At 64.1% G+C, this 18,605-nt stretch carries 20 protein-coding genes and 1 pseudogene; 5 read left to right on the plus strand and 16 right to left on the minus strand.

Features of this window, described 5'->3' with window-relative positions:
- Window positions 1–30: 30 nt before the first annotated feature.
- The 6 genes from AC0T4W_RS22860 to lptM form a co-directional block, all read right to left on the minus strand.
- Window positions 31–726 carry an HAD family hydrolase gene (locus AC0T4W_RS22860; RefSeq protein ID WP_476323165.1) on the minus strand — a complete coding sequence of 232 codons (696 nt, stop codon included), beginning with the start codon at window positions 724–726 and terminating at the stop codon, window positions 31–33.
- Entirely contained in the window at window positions 723–1,619 is an 897-nt protein-coding gene (xerC, locus tag AC0T4W_RS22865; protein ID WP_476323168.1) for a tyrosine recombinase XerC, read from the minus strand. Before xerC ends, AC0T4W_RS22860 begins: the two co-directional genes overlap by 4 nt.
- 159 nt (window positions 1,620–1,778) lie before the next feature.
- Window positions 1,779–2,474: a DUF484 family protein gene (locus AC0T4W_RS22870; protein ID WP_476323171.1), complete on the minus strand. Its 696-nt coding sequence runs from the start codon at window positions 2,472–2,474 to the stop codon at window positions 1,779–1,781.
- Entirely contained in the window at window positions 2,471–3,301 is an 831-nt protein-coding gene (dapF, locus tag AC0T4W_RS22875) for a diaminopimelate epimerase (protein WP_476323174.1), read from the minus strand. Before dapF ends, AC0T4W_RS22870 begins: the two co-directional genes overlap by 4 nt.
- 12 nt (window positions 3,302–3,313) lie before the next feature.
- Window positions 3,314–4,567: a diaminopimelate decarboxylase gene (gene lysA, locus AC0T4W_RS22880; RefSeq protein ID WP_476323177.1), complete on the minus strand. Its 1,254-nt coding sequence runs from the start codon at window positions 4,565–4,567 to the stop codon at window positions 3,314–3,316.
- Window positions 4,568–4,576: 9 nt separating this feature from the next.
- Window positions 4,577–4,702 (minus strand): LPS translocon maturation chaperone LptM, encoded by a 126-nt coding sequence (gene lptM / locus AC0T4W_RS22885; RefSeq protein WP_476323180.1) that lies wholly within the window; start codon window positions 4,700–4,702, stop codon window positions 4,577–4,579.
- Window positions 4,703–4,915: 213 nt separating this feature from the next.
- Here lptM and AC0T4W_RS22890 point away from each other — a divergent pair.
- The 4 genes and pseudogenes from AC0T4W_RS22890 to rnk all read left to right on the plus strand — a co-directional run.
- Window positions 4,916–5,085: pseudogene (locus AC0T4W_RS22890) on the plus strand (helix-turn-helix transcriptional regulator); the annotation flags it as partial.
- A gap of 75 nt (window positions 5,086–5,160) precedes the next feature.
- On the plus strand, window positions 5,161–5,493 hold the full coding sequence (gene cyaY, locus AC0T4W_RS22895; RefSeq protein WP_476323183.1) for an iron donor protein CyaY: 333 nt from the start codon (window positions 5,161–5,163) through the stop codon (window positions 5,491–5,493).
- Complete coding sequence (locus AC0T4W_RS22900) at window positions 5,474–5,680, plus strand: DUF1289 domain-containing protein (protein ID WP_476323186.1); 207 nt, start codon at window positions 5,474–5,476, stop codon at window positions 5,678–5,680. Before cyaY ends, AC0T4W_RS22900 begins: the two co-directional genes overlap by 20 nt.
- Window positions 5,681–5,797: 117 nt before the next feature.
- Window positions 5,798–6,208, plus strand: a complete 411-nt coding sequence (gene rnk, locus AC0T4W_RS22905; RefSeq protein ID WP_476323188.1) for a nucleoside diphosphate kinase regulator — start codon at window positions 5,798–5,800, stop codon at window positions 6,206–6,208.
- A gap of 9 nt (window positions 6,209–6,217) precedes the next feature.
- Here rnk and AC0T4W_RS22910 read toward each other — a convergent pair whose 3' ends face one another.
- The 8 genes from AC0T4W_RS22910 to AC0T4W_RS22945 all read right to left on the minus strand — a co-directional run bounded on the left by AC0T4W_RS22910 (window position 6,218) and on the right by AC0T4W_RS22945 (window position 15,038).
- A complete protein-coding gene (locus tag AC0T4W_RS22910; RefSeq protein WP_476323191.1) occupies window positions 6,218–9,073 on the minus strand; it encodes a class I adenylate cyclase in 2,856 nt (951 codons plus the stop codon).
- Between the two features lie 192 nt (window positions 9,074–9,265).
- Window positions 9,266–9,511: a TIGR02647 family protein gene (locus AC0T4W_RS22915; protein WP_090254617.1), complete on the minus strand. Its 246-nt coding sequence runs from the start codon at window positions 9,509–9,511 to the stop codon at window positions 9,266–9,268.
- A gap of 167 nt (window positions 9,512–9,678) precedes the next feature.
- Window positions 9,679–9,954: a hypothetical protein gene (locus AC0T4W_RS22920; RefSeq protein ID WP_476323194.1), complete on the minus strand. Its 276-nt coding sequence runs from the start codon at window positions 9,952–9,954 to the stop codon at window positions 9,679–9,681.
- A 98-nt stretch (window positions 9,955–10,052) separates the two neighbouring features.
- Window positions 10,053–12,155 (minus strand): TonB-dependent receptor family protein, encoded by a 2,103-nt coding sequence (locus AC0T4W_RS22925; protein ID WP_476323197.1) that lies wholly within the window; start codon window positions 12,153–12,155, stop codon window positions 10,053–10,055.
- A gap of 31 nt (window positions 12,156–12,186) precedes the next feature.
- Window positions 12,187–12,630: a CopD family copper resistance protein gene (locus AC0T4W_RS22930; protein ID WP_476323200.1), complete on the minus strand. Its 444-nt coding sequence runs from the start codon at window positions 12,628–12,630 to the stop codon at window positions 12,187–12,189.
- A complete protein-coding gene (locus tag AC0T4W_RS22935; RefSeq protein ID WP_476323202.1) occupies window positions 12,627–13,328 on the minus strand; it encodes an ABC transporter ATP-binding protein in 702 nt (233 codons plus the stop codon). Before AC0T4W_RS22935 ends, AC0T4W_RS22930 begins: the two co-directional genes overlap by 4 nt.
- Window positions 13,321–14,094 carry an ABC transporter permease gene (locus AC0T4W_RS22940; protein WP_476323205.1) on the minus strand — a complete coding sequence of 258 codons (774 nt, stop codon included), beginning with the start codon at window positions 14,092–14,094 and terminating at the stop codon, window positions 13,321–13,323. The genes AC0T4W_RS22935 and AC0T4W_RS22940 overlap by 8 nt, the downstream gene beginning before the upstream one ends.
- On the minus strand, window positions 14,091–15,038 hold the full coding sequence (locus tag AC0T4W_RS22945; protein ID WP_476323208.1) for an ABC transporter substrate-binding protein: 948 nt from the start codon (window positions 15,036–15,038) through the stop codon (window positions 14,091–14,093). The genes AC0T4W_RS22940 and AC0T4W_RS22945 overlap by 4 nt, the downstream gene beginning before the upstream one ends.
- 103 nt (window positions 15,039–15,141) lie before the next feature.
- On the opposite strand from AC0T4W_RS22945, the gene AC0T4W_RS22950 reads away from it, so the two are divergent.
- Window positions 15,142–15,855, plus strand: a complete 714-nt coding sequence (locus AC0T4W_RS22950; RefSeq protein WP_476323211.1) for a Crp/Fnr family transcriptional regulator — start codon at window positions 15,142–15,144, stop codon at window positions 15,853–15,855.
- A 49-nt stretch (window positions 15,856–15,904) separates the two neighbouring features.
- On the opposite strand, the gene AC0T4W_RS22955 is transcribed toward AC0T4W_RS22950, so the two are convergent.
- Together AC0T4W_RS22955 and argH are read right to left on the minus strand one after the other, a co-directional pair.
- Window positions 15,905–17,059, minus strand: a complete 1,155-nt coding sequence (locus tag AC0T4W_RS22955; RefSeq protein WP_476323214.1) for an NnrS family protein — start codon at window positions 17,057–17,059, stop codon at window positions 15,905–15,907.
- Window positions 17,060–17,117: 58 nt separating this feature from the next.
- Complete coding sequence (argH, locus tag AC0T4W_RS22960; protein WP_476323216.1) at window positions 17,118–18,512, minus strand: argininosuccinate lyase; 1,395 nt, start codon at window positions 18,510–18,512, stop codon at window positions 17,118–17,120.
- Between the last annotated feature and the right edge of the window lie 93 nt (window positions 18,513–18,605).

Genomic DNA, 18,605 nt, shown 5'->3' on the forward strand with positions numbered 1-18,605 from the left:
GTTGCAGAGCGTGGCGGGCGATCAGGGCGATCAGTGCCAGCTATGCAGCAGCGCGGGCAGCTCGGCCAGGCTGCGGATCTGCCCGTCCGGGGTGTTGTCGGCCTCCCAGGCTTTGCCTTGGGGGTTGAACCAGATGGCGCGTAGGCCGGCGGCCTGCGCCCCGGCAATGTCGTCGCTGGGGTGGTCGCCGATATGCACGGCGTGCTCGGCCGCAATTCCCGCAAGCTTCAGCGCTTCGGTAAACGGTTTAGGGTCGGGTTTACCGACGCCCAATTCCTCGGCGCACAGGGCGAACTGAAAGTAGTCGGCCAGGCCCAGGCGGCGCACGTCGGCATTGCCGTTGGTGATCACCCCGAGCTGGAAGCGGTTGGCCAAGGCTTCCAGCGTTGGATGCACCTCGGCAAACAGCTCGACCTGATGGCGCGCGGCAAGAAATACCTGAAAGCCGGCTTCGGCCAGCGCCCGCGCATCGCTGTGCGGGTAACCGGCGTCTTCCAGCGCGTGGAAAAGAATGCGCCGGCGCAACTCGCTCAGGCGATGCTTGAGCATCGGCTCTGCCTGCAACAAGGTGGCGCGGATCGACCACAGATGCTCCACCGGCACCGCACCGAGGCGCGGCGCATGCATAGCCAGCCAGTTGCGCAGCGCCGCCTCGGCGTCTTGCATCACCGGAGTGACATCCCACAGGGTGTCGTCGAGGTCGAAAGTGATCAGCTGAATACTCATTCTGTACTGCCTTTGCGCTTGGCCCTAGGGTGCGCCTGGTCATAGACCGTGGCCAGGTGCTGGAAGTCTAAGTGGGTGTAGACCTGGGTGGTGGCGATGTCGGCGTGGCCGAGCAGCTCCTGCACCGCGCGCAGGTCCTGGGACGATTCGAGCATATGGCTAGCGAAGCTATGGCGCAGCATATGCGGATGCAGGTGCTGGCCCAGCTCACGCACGCCGGCCTGACGTACCCGCAACTGCACCGCGCGTGGGCCGATACGCCGACCTTGCTGGCTGATAAACACCGCGCCGTCAGCCGGGTTAGCCAGCGCGCGCAGTGGCAGCCATTGCTGCATGGCCTCGCGTGCCATGCGCCCAAGCGGCAGTTCGCGGGTCTTGTTGCCTTTGCCGATCACACGTACCAGCCCGGCGGGCAGATCAAGGCCATCCAGGTTAAGGCCCACCAACTCCGACAGGCGCAAGCCTGATGAATAGAACAACTCCAGCATGGCTTGGTCGCGGCGGGCGATAAAGTCATCTTCCAGCGCGCCGTCGAGCAGCTGCGCGGTGCGGTCGGCGTCCAGGGTCTTCGGTAGGCGACGCTCGCCCTTGGGCGGCATCAGGCCGCTGGCTGGATCGCTCTGGCAGTGGCCTTCGCGGATAAGGTAACGGTATAGGCCTCGGGTAGCGGAGAGCAGGCGTGCCAAGCTGCGGCTGGACTGGCCCTGCATATTCAGGCGGCCGATCATACGGCGCAGGCGCGCGGGGTCGAGCGCGGCCCAGCTGTCGATCTGCTCCTGGGTACAGAACACCAACAGCGTACTCAGGTCGTGGCGGTAGCCGATTAGGGTATGGGAGGAAAGCTGGCGCTCGCTGCGCAGGTGTTCGAGGTAGGCGTCCAGAAGATCTTGCATGGAAGCTCCCTGCGGAGGATGGGTTGAGCGAAGCGATACCCATCATTGCTCAATAGGTCGTCTGATGGGTTACGCGCCGCGCTAATATCGCCTGATGCCTGGAATCCATGCTCTGCGTCGTTAACCCATCCTGCGCGTGCTACAGGCTTGTAGCGCCTGTTAGCGTACCGAGCGCAGTGGTGTGGCAAAGCCGGGTACAACGCGCGCCAGCACTTCGGCGATATAACCGAGGAATAGCGTGCCCAGCGAGCTTTTGTAATGCTGCGGGTCAGCGCTGCCAATCGCCAGCACGCCATGCAGGCCCTGGTGGCTGATGCTGACTACCGCCGCCGAGCCGACCTGGGAACCTTCTGCGCCGAACAGGAAGTTCAGCTCATGCTCACGCAGTACGCCGCAGATGGTTTTGCCGCCGGCCAGCAGGCCGCCGATGGTTTGATGCGCTTCGGCGCTACTGACCGAGCGGCCGACCGGCAGCGGTGCTTCGCTGAACAGAATCAGGCTGACGAAGGGCACCTGAAACTCGCGGCGCAGGCTGTCTTCGACGCAGCTGACCACTTCTTCCAGGCTGCTGGCATCGAGCAGGTCGAGCACCAGGCGGCGGGTCTTGTCGAACAGGCGGTCGTTGTCGCGGGCCACGTCCATCAGTTGTGAGAGGCGGTGACGCATCTCGATATTGCGCTCGCGCAGCAGTTTCACCTGACGCTCGACCAGCGACACGGTATCGCCGCGCTGGTGCGGAATGCGCAGCTCGGGGATCAGCTCGTCGTGGTCGATAAAGAATTCCGGATGCAGACGCAGATAAGCGGCAACCGTTTCTGAATCCAATGGCTTGGGTGAATCCTGCTTGTCGGTCATAAACGAACCTGTCCTTCGTACACCCGTACAGCGGGGCCGGTCATCATAACGGGCTGACCGGGGCCTGCCCACTCGATGCTCAGTTTGCCGCCCGGTAGCTCGATCTGCAGCGGTGAATCCATCCAGCCCTGGCTGATCGCCGCTACCGCTGCTGCGCAGGCACCAGTGCCGCAGGCCTGGGTTTCCCCTGCGCCGCGTTCCCAGACGCGCAGCTTGGCCTGCTTGCGGTCGACCACTTGCAGAAAACCAACATTGACCCGCTGCGTAAAGCGCGAATGGTGCTCAAGCTTCGGCCCCAGGCTGTGCACCGGCGCGTTATCGACGCTGTCGACGCGCAGCACGGCATGCGGGTTGCCCATGGACACAGCGGCCAGCTCAACGCTCTGACCGTCGACGGCCACGCTGTAGCTCAGCGCCTGCTGTTCGGCCTGGAACGGGATGTCCGCCGGCACCAGACGCGGCGCGCCCATGTTGACGCTGATCTGCCCGTCGTTGCGCACGTCCAGCTCGATGATGCCGCCCTTGGTTTCCACGCGCATCTGCCGCTTTACCGTCAGACGCTTGTCTAGCACGAAGCGGGCGAAGCAGCGCGCGCCGTTGCCGCACTGCTCCACTTCCGAACCGTCGGCATTGAAGATGCGGTAGCGGAAATCCACGTCCGGGTTGCTCGGCGGCTCGACCAGCAGCAGCTGATCGAAACCCACGCCAGTGTGGCGATCGCCCCAGGCCTTGGCGTTCTTCGGCTGGATGTGCGCGTGCTGGCTGACCAGGTCGAGGACCATAAAGTCGTTGCCGAGGCCGTGCATCTTGGTAAAGCGCAATAACATCGCCTTGTCCTTTTAACTCGCGGGCGGCAGGCAGCTTTCGCCCGCAAAGAGTTCGCTGAGCGTCTCACGGCGCCGCACTTCGAAGGCCTGATCGCCATCCACCATCACCTCGGCGGCGCGGCCGCGGGTGTTGTAGTTGGAACTCATAACGAAACCGTAGGCACCGGCCGAGCGCACGGCCAGCAGATCGCCTTCAGCCAAGGCCAGCTGACGATCTTTGGCGAGGAAGTCGCCGGTTTCGCAGATCGGCCCGACGATGTCGTACTGGCGCGGTGCGCTGTCACGCGGCTGCACCGGCACTACTTCCATCCAGGCTTGGTACAGAGCCGGACGGATCAGGTCGTTCATCGCCGCATCGACGATGGCGAAGTCTTTGTGTTCGGTGTGCTTGAGGTACTCGACCTGGGTCAGCAGTACGCCCGCGTTGGCAACGATAAACCGGCCCGGTTCGAACATCAGGGCCAGGTCGCGGCCGGCAATGCGCTCACGCACGGCCTTGATGTAGTCGCCGGCCAAGGGTGGCTGCTCGTCGCGGTACTGCACGCCAAGGCCGCCACCCAGGTCCAGGTGTTTGATGCGAATGCCGGCAGCGGCGAGCTGGTCGATCAGCGCCAGCAGGCGGTCGAGGGCGTCGAGGAACGGCGGCAAGGTGGTCAGCTGCGAGCCGATATGGCAATCGACCCCGACGATCTGCAGGTTCGGCAATGCAGCGGCGCGGGCGTACACGGCCGGCGCATCAGCAATGGCGATGCCGAACTTGTTTTCTTTAAGACCCGTGGAGATATACGGATGGGTGCCGGCGTCGACGTCCGGGTTGACCCGCAGCGAGATCGCCGCCGTTTTGCCCAGTTCGGCGGCGACCACTTGCAGGCGCTCCAGCTCGTCGGTGGACTCGACGTTAAAGCAATGCACACCCGCTTCCAGGGCGCGGCGCATGTCTTCGCGGCTCTTGCCGACGCCGGAGAAGACCACTTTGTCAGCGCTGCCGCCAGCGGCCAGCACACGCTCCAGTTCGCCGCGCGAGACGATGTCGAAGCCGGCGCCGAGGCGCGCCAGCACATTCAGCACGCCGAGGTTGGAGTTGGCTTTCACCGCAAAACACACCAGGTGCGGCATACCCTGCAGGGCATCGGCATAGGCGCGATACTGCGCCTCGATGTGTGCACGCGAGTAGACGTAGGTCGGCGTACCAAAGCGTTGGGCGATGGCGGACAACGCCACGCCTTCCGCGAACAGCGCACCGTCACGGTAGTTGAAGGCGTTCATAAGCTGTCCTTATTCGGTTTGTGCAGGCGCGGGCTTGCTTTCTTCCGGGAGGAACAGCGGGCCTTTCTGGCCACAGCCAGCGAGCAGGGCGCTGACGGCAAGCATCGCGATAAGGGCAGTGAACAACCGCTTCATGGTGGAATCCTTGTAATAAAGCATGATTGCGCCGGAGTATACCGACCCCCTGACGCCTTGCCTATGCGCCGAGATTCCCGTCGGGCGGGGCTTTGCCTGTATCTTTGCGGCAATCTTTACGCCCATCGTCAGCGTTCAGGAGACTGGATGGACAGCCTCGTACCCGTGAGCAGCTCGGTTTCTGTTGCCTACCTGCAAGGTTTGCTCGACTACCTGGCGCGCCAGGGTGTCGACAGCGCTGAGCTGCAGCAAATCGCCGCGCGTTTGACGCTCAGTCCGCGTACCCTGCAGCGGCGTTTGCGCGAAGCCGGGTTATCCTTTAGCCGTTGGTGGAGGAAAGGCGCCAGCAGTTGGTGTTGCGCGACCTGGCGCTGGCGGAAATCACCGTGGTTTGAAAAAGCATTAATCACTGCAGTCCAAGACTTTTGCAGTCGCTGAATTTTTTGAGGTAAGTCGTAATGAGTTTGACCGAAGCCCGCTTTCACGATCTGGTCGATGCCACCCAGCAGGCGGTGGAAGATATTTTCGATGACAGCGACCTGGATGTTGACCTGGAAAACTCCGCCGGCGTGCTGACAGTGCGCTTTGAAAACGGCACCCAGCTGATTTTCAGTCGTCAGGAGCCACTGCGCCAACTGTGGCTGGCGGCGCGCTCCGGCGGTTTCCATTTCGATTACGACCAAGCCAGCGAGCGTTGGATTTGCGACAGCAGCGACGAGCAGCTGGGCGAGATGCTGGTGCGTATCACCCTGGAACAGTCCGGTGCCGACCTTGAGTTCGAAGAACTCTGAAGGCGCGGGCCAAGAGGTCGCCTCGCCCTGTCGCCGCCAGTGCTGTCTGGATAATCAGGACATCTGCCTGGGCTGCGGTCGCACGCTGCAGGAAATTCTCGATTGGGGCAAAGCCGACATGCCTGGCAAGCGCACCATTTGCGCGGCTGCCGATGCACGCTTGCAGCAGCGTCATCGGATACCTTGACCGGGCGGTCTTGTTTATTTAAGTGGCTGTGATACGGTCGGCCTAAGCCTGCAAAACCCCGTCTTCGTGATGGGGTTTTGCTTTTTTCACGATCCGTAAAGGGGATATACCCGCACCATGACCAGCGCACCTTCGCTCACCATCACCCGTCTTGACCTGCAGCGCCTGGAGCATCTGCTCGACAGCCTGGATGACTTCGGTCCCAGTGCCATCGCGTTGCAGGCCGAACTGGATCGTGCCGACGTCGTCGGTCACGACGAGGTGCCGGCCGGAGTAGTGACCATGAATTCGCGGGTGCATTGCCGTGAAGACAGCAGCGGCAAGGATTACCACCTGACCCTGGTCTACCCACAGGATGCCGGCGGCGAAGGTTGTGTGTCGGTGCTGGCGCCGGTCGGCACGGCGCTGCTGGGCCTGTCCGTAGGTCAGCATATCGACTGGGCTGCGCCCGGCGGCAAGGTGCTCAAACTGACCCTGCTGGCGGTGGAGTATCAGCCGGAAGCGGCGGGCGAATACAGCCGTGCCTGAGTTCCCCGCTCAGGCTTTCTGCAGCGCCTGATTAAGCGCCGCTTCCAGGCGGCTCTTGTAGCGCAGGTAGTGCACGCTCTGCATATGTCCGTCACCGAGTACCGCTGACAAGTCCAGATCGGTGATATAGCAGGGGTAGCGCGCGCCATCGCGGCGTTGCGCGAGGATGTGCTGGGCGACGGCGGCGAACAGATCGCCGGCGTATTCCAGCTCGGAGAATTCGCGGTGATTACAGTACAGGGTGACGTGCGAGCGCTTACCATCGGCCGGCTCGACGATGGCCTGTACGTCATAGAACGGGTGGCTGATCGGTGACAGCGGCGGCGGCCGGCGTTCCAGGCGCTGGGCGCGTAGCGGTGCATCCGGCAGCACTTGGTAATAGAGAATTTCCAGCGGCTGATGCGCCGGCAGATTATCCAGCGGCAGCAGGGCGTTGCGCCGGTACAGCACCGACTGCAAAAAACGTTGCAGCGGCGTCAGCAGGCTCTGTTCATCACGGAACAGCATCTGCTGGCGCCACAACGCGTTGTGCTCGTCGAGCACACTCAGCTCCGCCGTTGCGTCGGTTTCGCTTAGGCGGTAGAACACCTGAATGCACTGCGGTCGGCCCAGCGGCAGTATCAACGCCAGGTCTTCACCTTCCAGGGCGCTACGATCCACATGCAGCTCGCTGTAGCCGGGCAGCTCCTCGCCCAGGTGTTCGATCAGCATGGGCAGGTCTTTCAGGCTGGTATGGCTGACGTGACCGGGCTTCAGTTCGAGCAGGTGATACTGCTGTTTGATCTGTAGCAGATAGCGGTTGGCCTGTTCGCTGCTGAAACTGCCGAGGGTTTCGCAGAATAGCTCTTCAACCCGCTCGGCAATGGCTGTGGCGCGATTACGGCAGAAGCAGCGCACGCGCAGGTTGGGCTTGCGGCCGCTCGCGGGCAGGGCATTGAGGAAGTCGCGCAGGCAGTCGAGCAGCGCATGCGGGCCGTCATAGCGGCTGACCAGTAGCTCGTTCCAGCTGTTCAGGGTGACCTGGTCGATGGTCAGAATCAGGTTCTCGCGCACCCCGGAATAGCCCAGCGCATCGGTGCGCTCGGTGGTCATGTGCATGTTCATCTGGCTGAACTGTTTGAGCGGGTCGATGCCGACGTTGACCAGCAGCAGTACCTCGCTGGGCACGCTGGCGCTGAGCAGGGCGGCTTCATCGACCGCCGGCAAAGGTAGCGGCACCACCTGCTGCAGGCTGCTGAGCAGGTTGGACAGCTCGTACTCGGTCAGGTCGCTGGCACCTGGGTGCAGCGACAGCCGCGTGCTGTTATCGATCACCCCGTTACGCTGGCACCAGGCGAGCAGCTCGATCAGCTCGCGCGAGCGCTTGAGCGGTGAGAAGTCCTCTAGATCTTGAGCGTTGACGCTGCCGCTGTAGAGCGCCCACAGGGTTTCATTGGGTTCGTCCGGGCTGGGACTCTGCGCCAGGGTCAGGGTGTCTTCGGCAAGGTCTGGGGCGATGCCCGGGTTGATAAATTCGATCTTCCCGGCTTTGCGTTCGAAGGCAGCGTACAGGCGGCGGCCGAGGATGCCCAGATCGCGGCTGTTGAGCGAGCTGCCGGCATGTTCGCTGCGGGCAAATTCCGAAAGAAAGCGATAGCTGTAGGTCAGCTCGTTGACCAGCATACGCCGCTCGGCGCTGACCTGACGCACTTTCCACTGGCTGCGGCTGTCGAGTATCGCCAGTTGGCGGCTGTCCCAGTTCCAGTCGCGGGTCAGGCGTTCCAGCAGCAGGCGCTGCCAGCTTTTGCGGTGGTTGCCCGGCGGGCGGCTGAGCTTCTTGTCGACCTTGAGGTACAGGCAGCGGCGGATCAGCTCTAGGCGCTCATGCTCGCCACGGGCCTTGAGGTATTCCTCCAGGCGCCGGTAGACCACGATATAGGGGTCGAGCTCATCGACGTCCAGGCGATTGGCGAACACCGCCTGCTTGAAGCGCAGCGACAGGCATTCGACCTTGGGATGCTCGCTGGCGTAGACCTCGGTCAGCAGCAGTTTGAGCACCGACTTGTACGGTGACTCGATACCCTTGAACAGCTGCCACATGCCGGCGCCGATAAACTCCTCCGGTGGAATACGCGCCAGGTGACCGAGGTCGAGCACGTCCTCGGCGCGGATAAAGCGTTTGGCCAGCAAGGTGCTGGTGTAATGCTGATAGCGCTGCTCTTCATACACCGGCACCAGCCACCATAGCGGCGTACGTCCGCCGAGCCAGATGGCGGTGCGGTAGAACTCGTCGAGCAGCAGGTAATGCTGGGTGGTGCCGCAGTCATCCGAGGTCAGTTGCGCCTCGCGTTCGCCCTGGGTGAAGCGGGCCGGGTCGATCAGAAAGAAATGCGCTTCGGCGCCGAAGGTGGCCGCCCAGCTTTCCAGCATCGCGCACTTTTTTTTCAGCTCATGCAGCTGCTGCGGGCTCAGATCGCTGGCGTGGCACACCCATAGGTCCATATCGCTCTGCTCGGCCTGGGCCACAGTGCCCAGGCTGCCCATCAGAAACAGGCCGTGGATCGGCAGCGCCTGGTTGCCGCGATAGGGCTTGTAGGCGAATGAGCGGGTCAGGCGCTGCACTTCGGACAGCAGTTCGTCATCCGGCGCGAAGCCGCTAAGGCCTGCTGGCGTCAGCCCGGAAACATAGCCTGGCAGCAACGGGTGGTTGACGTGGAACAGCAGCGGTAACAGCTTGAGCACCAGTTGCTGGCGCGTCGACAGCGCCTGCATGGCGCGTTGCAGGCGGCTCTGGTTGAGTTTGAGAAAGCGCGCACGCAGCTGCGTCAGTACCTTGCGGTCGATACCGTCGTCGATGTCTGGGCGAATTTCTTCGGTACGACTCATGCTCAGGCTCTGCAGGGCGGTGCGTGATCATGCCTTGCCATGTAGCTGGCGGACGGCTGCGGATACAGGGTTATCGCCTGCGTCGCGGGCAGCTTGAACAAGTCGCTGCAACGCAGGCTGGGGTGGCTTGGGAGCGGTTTCGATCGCGCTTTAGTTGGCGAGATTTGCGGGCGCTTCTTTAAGACCGCTTCTTTAGGCCGCTTCGGTCACATTGAGGATGGTCAGCAGAACTTGCGCGTGTTCGGCGGCGTCGAGGCCCAAGCTGGTCAGGTAGCCGCCGTCGGGTTGATTGATCAGGCCTTTGTCGTGCAGGCGTTGAGCTGCGGCAATCGCCGAGGGTGTAGCAGTGTGGTGAACCTTGATTCCTTCCTGGGTGGTGCCCAGGTTGAACAGCGCGAGGATTTCCAGTTCGGCAATCAATTCAGGGGTAAAGGCCATAAGTACTCCAGCTTCTCGTTTTAGTGAGCTGCGGCCGGCGGCAGCAGCACCCGCTGCGGTAAATCGGCGGCAGTCTGCGAAGGCAGTGTAGTGAAGCCCCAGGCAGTCTGCTGTGACCTGATGCTGCCAGAAGTTGGCGTGTTGTGGGGTAAATTTTTCCGCGCGATTTATGGCGCCTGTTCGGGCAGCTCGGGCAAGGCGCGCAGGCCCTGCTCGTAGCGGGCGAGATCGAAGGGGCGGTCGTCGCGCAGCATGACGTCGATTTCATCGGCCAGCACCAGGGCCATCAGCTCGATGATCTCTTCGCGTTCGTAGCCGACCAGGCTGAGCTTGTTCAGCACCGCCTGTACGAAGGCCGGCTCGCCGGCTTCCAGCTGGTTCTCGATGGCCTGGATCAGGGTCTGTTCGGCAAAGTCTTCTTCGCTGTCGTCGTGTTTGCTCATGGGCGGTCCGCTGAGAAAGGTAAACAGGCGACCAGTGTGCCATGCTCCGGGGCGCTGTTGGAAAAGGGCCTGCCGTGCGAGCAGGCCCTGGTGCCGGCTCAGAAGCTGTAATTGAGGCCCACGCCGAGGCTGCGCCCATTGCCGGCGAGGAAGGTCGGCTGGCTGGCGTTGGCGCGATTGCGAATCACGAAACTGCTGGCATAGACCTCGTCGCTGAGGTTCTCCCCCTGCAGATAGAGACTCAGCTGTTCATCGACCCGGTAATCGACCTTGAAGCCCCACAGTGCGTAGGCGTCCTGATAGTTGTCGGCCGTATTGCTATGGTCGGTCGGCGTGTCCCGGGGAATCCAGCGAAGGTTCGGTCCGGCGCTCCAGGCACCGCTGCGGTAGAGCAGTTCACCACCGAGCACCTGAAGCGGCACGCCGGCGATGCGGTTGCCGGCGAACTCGCCGCCACGGAAGCGGAAGTCGCTCAGGGTCCAGGCCAGGCGATAGGCGAACTCGCCGCCCAGCGCCGGCAGACTCAGGCCCGGCAATGCACCGCTCAGGCCGAATTCGATGCCCTGGTGGCGGGTGCGGCTGGCGTAGTTGTAGGTGCCCACCTTGACGCCCAGGCTGTCGCTGGTGGAAATCAACTCATCGTCGACCTCGCTGCGGTACAGCGCCAGGCTCCAGGCGCTGTCGCCGATACGGCCCTGGCCGCCGACCTCGACGGTGGTGGCACGCTGCACATCGAGCGTCACCAGTTCGGCGCGGGCCATGGCCGGATTGACCGGTGACACAGTACCGCTGACGATTTCCCAGAAGGTCGGGGCCTCGTGGCTGCGGCTGATGTTGACGTACCAGCGCTGGTCCGGGCTCGGCGTCCAGTTCACTCCAAGCTTGGGAGTGAAGTAGTTCCAGTCCTGATCCAGGCGCGCGCCGCCTTGACGCGAACGTGCGTCGCGGCGCACGTCGCTCCATTTGCCCTCGGCGACCAGGGTCCAGTCAGGTGCCAGGTGCCAGTCCAGCCCGGCGAGCAGGTCGCGGTTCTCCGCATTCAGATCGAAATCGCCGTAACGCTGCAGGCGTCGACCGTCTTGCGGGCTGTTGGCGTACAGCTCGCGGCCCATGTCGCTGTGCGACCAGGCGAGGCCCAAGCGGTAGTCCAGCGCCTGCCAGCTGCCGTTGAGCTGCCATTGCGCCCCCAGGGTATCGCTGGCGGTCAGGGTATGGCTGAGCGGATTGGTGAAGTCGTCGTCGGTGTGCTGGGCATAGACGCCAAAGCCCTGGCGTAGCTGCTCGTCACCCCATTGAGTGCGGTTGGCGATGCGCAGTTGCTGGGTGTCGCGGTGCGGATCGCGCCTATAGATGTTGAGCAGTCGGTCTTGCGGCGTTTTGCCGTCGCCCAGGACGCTGCGCGGATCGTCCTCCATACGTGCCTTGGGGAGGACGTTGGGAATCTCGAAGGTCAGATCGCTCCAGGATAGGTAGCTGCGGTTCTCGACGCCATCGGCAAGGCGCAGGCCGAAGTTGCTCTGCACGCTTGTGCGATGCGAGGCGGAGTGGTGACGGTAACCCTCGTATTGATCCTGGCTGACACTGACCCGCCCATCCAGGTCGCCCTGCTGCACACCGGCTGCGACCTGCAGGCCATAACGACCGAAGCTGCCGGCGTCCAGGCGCAACCGGGCGCTTTCGTCGGCACCGGTCAGCGACTGCAGGTCCAGCTCGCCGCCCAGGGTGGTGGCGCCGGGACTGGTCGCATTGGCGCCGCGACGAACGCTGATCAGGGCGCTGTTGCGCGGCTCCAGCAGACCGATGACGAAAGAGCCATCGGCCTCGTTGAGCGGCAGGCCGTCCTGTAGCAACAGCACGCCACGGTTGACCGGATTGCTCTGGATGCCCGAGCCGCGGATATTCAGGCGCGGCTGGTCGGTGGCGCCGAAGAAGTCTTGGATGATAATGCCCGGCTGGTAATCCAGGGCATCGCGTAGGGTAGCCAGACGGGTTTCCCGCTGCGGCTCGACCAGGTTGGTGCCGCCCGGTACCCGCGCCAAACGTTGACGCTGCTGCTCAAGCGAGGCGCCGAGCGGTGCCAGCCGCTGACCACTGACGGTCACGCTGTCCAGTACCGTGACATCGGCGGCCAGCGTCGTGCATGGCAACAGCGCGGACACGGCCAGACTGAGCGCGGTTCTGGGCAAGAAAGAATGGGACATGGAGGACTCCAGAAGTAGATAGAAGGAGGAATCACCAACTCAGGTAGAACATACCCTTGGCCAGCAGAACGATGCCGACCATATGACTGAACACGCTGAGGTGAATGCGACGGAAATAACGCGAGTTCATGCGCCCGCGCCGCAACAGGAACATGGCGGTGAAGAAGTGCCCCAGTACGCTGCCGGCGATGATGATCTTCAAGGTCAATAGGGTGGCGAAGGAGGACGCCAGGGGCGCGCTCAAGGCCGGCCAGTAGCGCAACCAGGCCATGCCCAGACCGGCGGCGAATAGCACCAGCAAGACCCAGGGCATCAGCCGCCGGGCACGTCGACCGATGCCCTGCTCGACCAGCCGCATCACCTCGGCCGGCACGTGCTTGCGCACGCTTTCCAGGATCAGTACCTCGAAGAACACCGTGCCGATGAAGATCAGCGCGGCAAACAGGTGCAGGGTGTGCAGGATCGGATAACTCACGACGGGCTCGACTCCAGGTTCATCAGGGCGGTTTGCAGGTTGTTGGCGGTAGCGCGGCGCGCCTCGGCATCGACCGGTGCGGCGATGCCGAAGCAGCGCCCCCGGCCGCTGTCGAGCAGCACGCAGCGATCCACCAATTCGGTCAATTCGTGGGGGTGATGGCTGACGCACAGCAGCGCCGCACCGGTGTGTTCCAAGCCTTCGCGGCACAATCGCGCCAGGCTGCCGCGCAGCGCCGGGTCGAGGGCGCTGAACGGCTCATCGAGCAGCAGCAAATCCGGCTGCACGGCAAAGGCCCGGGCCAGCGCCACGCGCTGCGCCATACCGCCCGACAGCTGCCCTGGCCAAGCCTGAGCGTACTGCCCCAGGCCGACCCGCTGCAGCCAGTCGAGGGCCAGCCGGCGCGCCGGCGCGGCACCATGACCGATCGCCCGCAACGGGATCTCCAGGTTCTCGCCGACCCGGCACCAAGGCAGCAGGCGCGGCTCCTGGAACACCAGCACCGCATGGCGGAAGTCGCTGTGGCACTGCCCGCCCTGTGCCGACAGCAGCCCGGCGATCAGCTTCAACAGGCTGCTCTTGCCGGAGCCGCTGGGGCCGAGAATGCCGACCCGCTCGCCGGCGTCCAGGCGCAGGTCGAAACCGTCCAGCACCGGCCGACCGCCGAGCTGCAGATGGACGTCGCGATAATCAAGCATGGGCCGCCACCTGCCAGCGGCTCAGGTAACGCTGCAAGGGCTGCAGCAGGCTGAACTCCAGCCCGGCCACCAGCAGCAGCAGCAGCAGGGTCCAGGCGTACAGCCCGGCGCTGTCGAAGGTGCTGCGGGCGTTGGCCAGGGCGAAGCCGGCACCGCTGTCGGCGCCCAGCACCTCGGCCATCACCACCAGGCGCACCCCGCCGCAGGCGGCGATCAACAGGGCTGCGGTAAGGGGCGCTGCCAGCGCCGGTACATACAGATGGCGCAGCCGCTGCCAGGGACCGAGGCGATAGACATGGGCCATCTCGATCAAACCACGATCCACCAGCAACATGCCCTTGACCGTATTCACGTACATCCCCGGCGCCAGCATCAGCACCGTGATGAACACCACCATCGCCGAACCCAGGCCGAACCAGAGCATGGCCAGCACCACCACCACCACCGGAGGGATCGCCATTAGCAGCCAGCGCAAGGGTTCCAGCAGGCCGCGCAAGCGCGCATCCAAACCGGCCAGCACGCCGAGGCAGAAACCTAACGCGCAGCCCAGGCCGACGCCCAGACCGATGCGGCCCAGAGTGACCAGCCCATGCTGGTGAAACTCCTCGTTGCCAAGCAGTTGCACCAGCGCCTGCAGGGTCTGCCAGGGCGTGGCCATCAGCAGCGAACCGAGGCGTTGTGCGGCGATCTGCCAGGCGAGCAGCAACAGCAACACGCCGAGCGCCGCCCAGCAGCGCGAGGTGGGGCCTTGTATCCGCAGGTTCATGGGCCGTAGAACTGCGCGTCGGGCAGGCGGCCGCCGATGGCCTGCGGGTTATGCTCAGCGAGCAAGCGATAGAGAGCTTCGAGCTGCGCCCGCACTTCATGGGCAGGGCGGCTCTCCAGGCGAGTGGAGCGGATCGAGGCGTCGATGGCCGCTACCGGCAGGTGCGGCAGATGCCGGTGCACCAGTTCGGCACAGGCTCGCGGGTCGGCTGCGCACCAGCGTGCCGAATGGGCGTAGGCGCGCTCAACTGCATGGCTTAGCTCGTGCTTGCGCGCGGCGCTGGCGCTGGCCATCAGGCCCGCCTGGGGCAGTTCCGGCTGCCCAGCAAACGCCTGCCTCCAGGCCGCCTCCAGGCTCTGCGCGCGGTACAAGGGCGCACCGCCCTGTTGCTGGTTACGCCACAGCAGCAGCGACACCGCCGGCTCGACCAACAGCACGTGGTCGACCTGCCCGGCCAGCAGCAGCGCCTGGGCATCCTGGCTGTCGCGCACATGGCGCAGGCGCAGGTCACGACCGGCCTGCAGGCCATGAGCACGCAGTAGTTCGTTGACCAGCAGCGCCGGCAAGTCGCGCTGATAGGGCAGCAGCAGTTCCTTGCCGGCCAGATCGGCGAAGCCTTTGACCTGCGGATCGCGGCTGACCAGCCAGAGAATGCCCCACACCGAGATGCTCAGCAGGCGCACCGGCTGGCCGCGATTGGCCAGCAGCGCCGGCAGGTTGCTCGGCGCCGCAGTGAAATCGATCTCCTCGTTTGCCAGCAGCACGCGCAACTGGTCCGGGTTCTGCCAGAGACGGAACTCGACGCGCTCGGCATATTCGCCCAGCGCACCGCTGTCGATCATGTGCAGCAAGGGGAAGCTCACCACTGCGGCGGGGCCGGCCAGGCGCACCAATGTTTCGCGCTGCTGCGCGGCGCTGCCGTGCAGGCTGAGGGAGGCGAGCATCAGCCCTATGACCACCAGGGCCAGGCGCTGAATGCAATTTATAGTAATACGAACTAGACTTATCTTCATTCGCAAATAGTCGCAGCCGTCACGGGATTCGCACATGACAAATATCAAGTCACCGGCAAATCGGCTCAATGCTGTGCAAATGTTGCGCGCCCATGTGCTATTTGCCGATTTGCCCGAAGAGCTCTTGGTACCGCTGCTCAGCCCACGCGGTAGGAAAGAGGCAGCGGCCGGCGAACTCCTGTTCCACGAAGGCGAAAGGGCCGAGCACTTCCTGCTGGTGCAGCAGGGCTGCATCGAGATGTTCAGGTACACCGCCGATGGCGAGGAGCGAGTCTTCCATCTGTTCGGCAGCGGCCAACTGGTCGGCGATGCGGCGATGTTCATGGCCCACGGCCGCTATCCGATGAACGCCAGGGCACAAACCAGCACCCTGGTTCAGCTCCTCAGCCGTACCGCCTTGCGCGGCGCCTGCGAGCAGCATCCGCCGCTGGCCCTGCGCCTGCTGGAAAGTTTCAGCCAGCGCCTCTACCGCCACGTCAACGAGGTCGACTGGCTGACCACCAGCTCCGCCTCGCAGCGGCTGGCAGCCTACCTGTTGAGGCTGCAGGAACATCAGGGCGATGCCATCGGCTTGCCTATCAGCCAGCGCCAATTGGCCGCCCACCTGGGCATACGCGCGGAGTCGTTGAGCCGGTTGTTCTCCGAATGGCAGCAGCGTGGCCTGGTACGGGGACGTCAGCGTGCCTGGGAACTATGCGACCTCGGCTACCTGCAGCAATTGGCGCAAGCCGCCACTCGCACCTTCTGAGTCCGTGCTGGCTGGGGGGTGTTGCTGTTTCAGCGCAAGCCGCGTTGCCTCAGCGATCCGCCAAGCTGCTGCGCGGGCTGGCGGGGTGGGCATCGCGGCTCTGCCAGAGCAAAACTGCGAGTGCCAGATAGGCCAGCGCCCAGCAAGTCGCGGCGAACAGCAACCAGCCCTGCTGCTCCAGGCCCAGCAGTGGCGGCAGCACCCGGGCCAGTGCGGCCAGGCTGAGCAGCAGGACCAGCGGATGGATCCAGCGCCTGGCATTGGCATCGCGGAAGCGATAGATCAGCCGTGTGCGCGCCATTACCCCAAAGGTCAGGCTGCCCAGCGCGCCGATGCTTAGGGCGTGCAGCGTTGTCGTCACCGGCAGCGCTGGCAGCAGCCTGCTCAGCCCGAACAGCAGCAGACCGATGGCGAGCCAGGCGTAGCCGAGCAGCAGCACCAGCAGGTCCGCACGTTTGTCGCAATGCCAGGGTTGCCAGCGCAGCAGGCGGATCGCCGCGAGTATGCTGGCGGCGACCAGCAGTCCGCCAACCAGAGGTTCGAGCAGTGGCCAGGGCAGCAGATTGAACAGCAGAGCGAGCAACAGCAGGATCAACCCGGCGCCTTCGAGCTGCGGTTGTACGCGTGCCGCCAGCTGACGTCCCTCGCTCTGCGCATGCCCGGCAAGCGCCGGAGCGATGATCCTCCCCCCCATGAAGAACAGCAGCACGGTGATCAGCAGCAGGGCTTCACTCAGCAGGGGCAGGGCGAGGAGCTGGCTGAAGCCGCTGCTGGCGACGGCGCTGAGCAGACTCAGGCCGGCGACGACCGGGGCGACGATCTGGTTGCGCCATTTCTTCGCGGCGCCGAGAAAGCGCGGCACGACCTTCCAGGCCAGCCCGGCGCCGAACAGCGCGGCGCTCAGCAGTGTCAGCCAGGATCCCGGCCAGAGCAGAAAGCCGAGGCGCGCCAGCAGCCAGCAGCCGAGCAGGGCGAGGGTCAGGCGCAATGGCTGCGGGCCGAGCAGGTAGCCGGCAATTACCGCCAGGGCGAAACCGAAGAGCATTTCATGGGCATGTCCGGCAGGGGCGGCCAGCCCGGGCAGCACGGGGACCAGGCCGAGCATGCTCAACACCGACCAGGGCAGCAGCAGCGCCGCATAGAGCGCGGCTGCGGGAAAAAACCAGGCGTTGGCGAAAGGAAGGCGCGGTTTGCGCGGGTGCATTGCGCACCTCCGGCAGGAAGCGGGACGGGGCTAGCGCCTCGTCACCGAACAGCAGCAGTCAGCGGCCGGCGAGCAGCTCGCGGCCGCGCACGACAGCTGCACGCACCTGATTCGGTGCGGTACCGCCGATATGGTCACGGGCATTCACCGAGCCTTCCAGGGTCAGCACGGCAAATACGTTCTGCTCGATCTGCTCGCTGAACTGGCGCAGCTCGTCCAGGCTCATCTCGGCCAGATCTTTGCCGCTGTCCACCCCGTACTTCACCGCATGGCCGACGATCTCATGGCAATCGCGAAACGGCAGGCCCTTGCGCACCAGGTAGTCGGCCAGATCGGTAGCGGTGGAGAAGCCGCGCAGGGCCGCTTCACGCATGATGGCGTGCTTGGGCTTGATCGCCGGGATCATGTCGGCAAAGGCGCGCAGCGAGTCGCGCAGGGTGTCGGCGGCGTCGAACAGCGGTTCTTTGTCTTCCTGGTTGTCCTTGTTGTAGGCCAGTGGCTGGCCTTTCATCAGGGTCAGCAGGCCCATCAGTGCGCCGAATACGCGGCCAGTCTTGCCACGCACCAGCTCGGGTACGTCGGGGTTTTTCTTCTGCGGCATGATCGAGCTACCTGTGCAGAAGCGATCTGGCAGGTCGATAAACTGGAACTGCGCAGACGTCCACAACACCAGCTCTTCGGAGAAGCGCGACAGGTGCATCATGGCGATGGAGGCGGCGGCGCAGAATTCGATGGCGAAGTCGCGATCCGACACGCCGTCCAGCGAGTTACCGCCCACGGAGTCGAAACCCAGCAGCTGCGCGGTGACTTCGCGTTGAATCGGGTAAGTGGTGCCGGCCAGCGCTGCGCTGCCGAGTGGCATACGGTTGGTGCGCTTGCGGCAATCGATCAGGCGTTCGTAGTCGCGGCTAAGCATTTCGAACCAGGCCAGCAGGTGGTGGCCGAAGGTCACTGGCTGTGCGGTTTGCAAGTGGGTAAAGCCGGGCATGATGGTTTCGGCTTCACGCTCGGCCTGCTCCAGCAGGCCCTGCTGCAGGCGGGTGATTTCGGCGAGGATCAGGTCGATCTCGTCGCGCAGCCACAGGCGGATATCGGTAGCCACCTGGTCGTTACGGCTACGGCCGGTGTGCAGCTTTTTGCCGGTGACGCCGATGCGGTCAGTCAGGCGCGCTTCGATGTTCATGTGCACGTCTTCCAGGTCGACGCGCCAGTCGAACTGGCCGGCTTCGATCTCGCCCTGGATGGTCTGCAGGCCGTCGATGATGCTGTCGCGCTCGGCATCAGTCAGCACACCGACCTTGGCCAGCATGGTGGCGTGGGCGATGGAGCCCATGATGTCGTGGCGATACAGGCGCTTGTCGAATTCGACGGAGGCGGTAAAGCGGGCAACAAAGGCATCGACTGGCTCGCTGAAGCGGCCGCCCCAGGATTGGTTGGTTTTTTCAGTGCTCATGGGCTTCGCTCGGCTGGTGCGCTAAAACGGGCTGGCCGCACTGGGGCGGCCGGCAAGACGGAAAAGTGTGCCGATAATAACAGGCTGGCCGAC

It is taken from the genome of Pseudomonas sp. C7.1 (assembly GCF_056312395.1).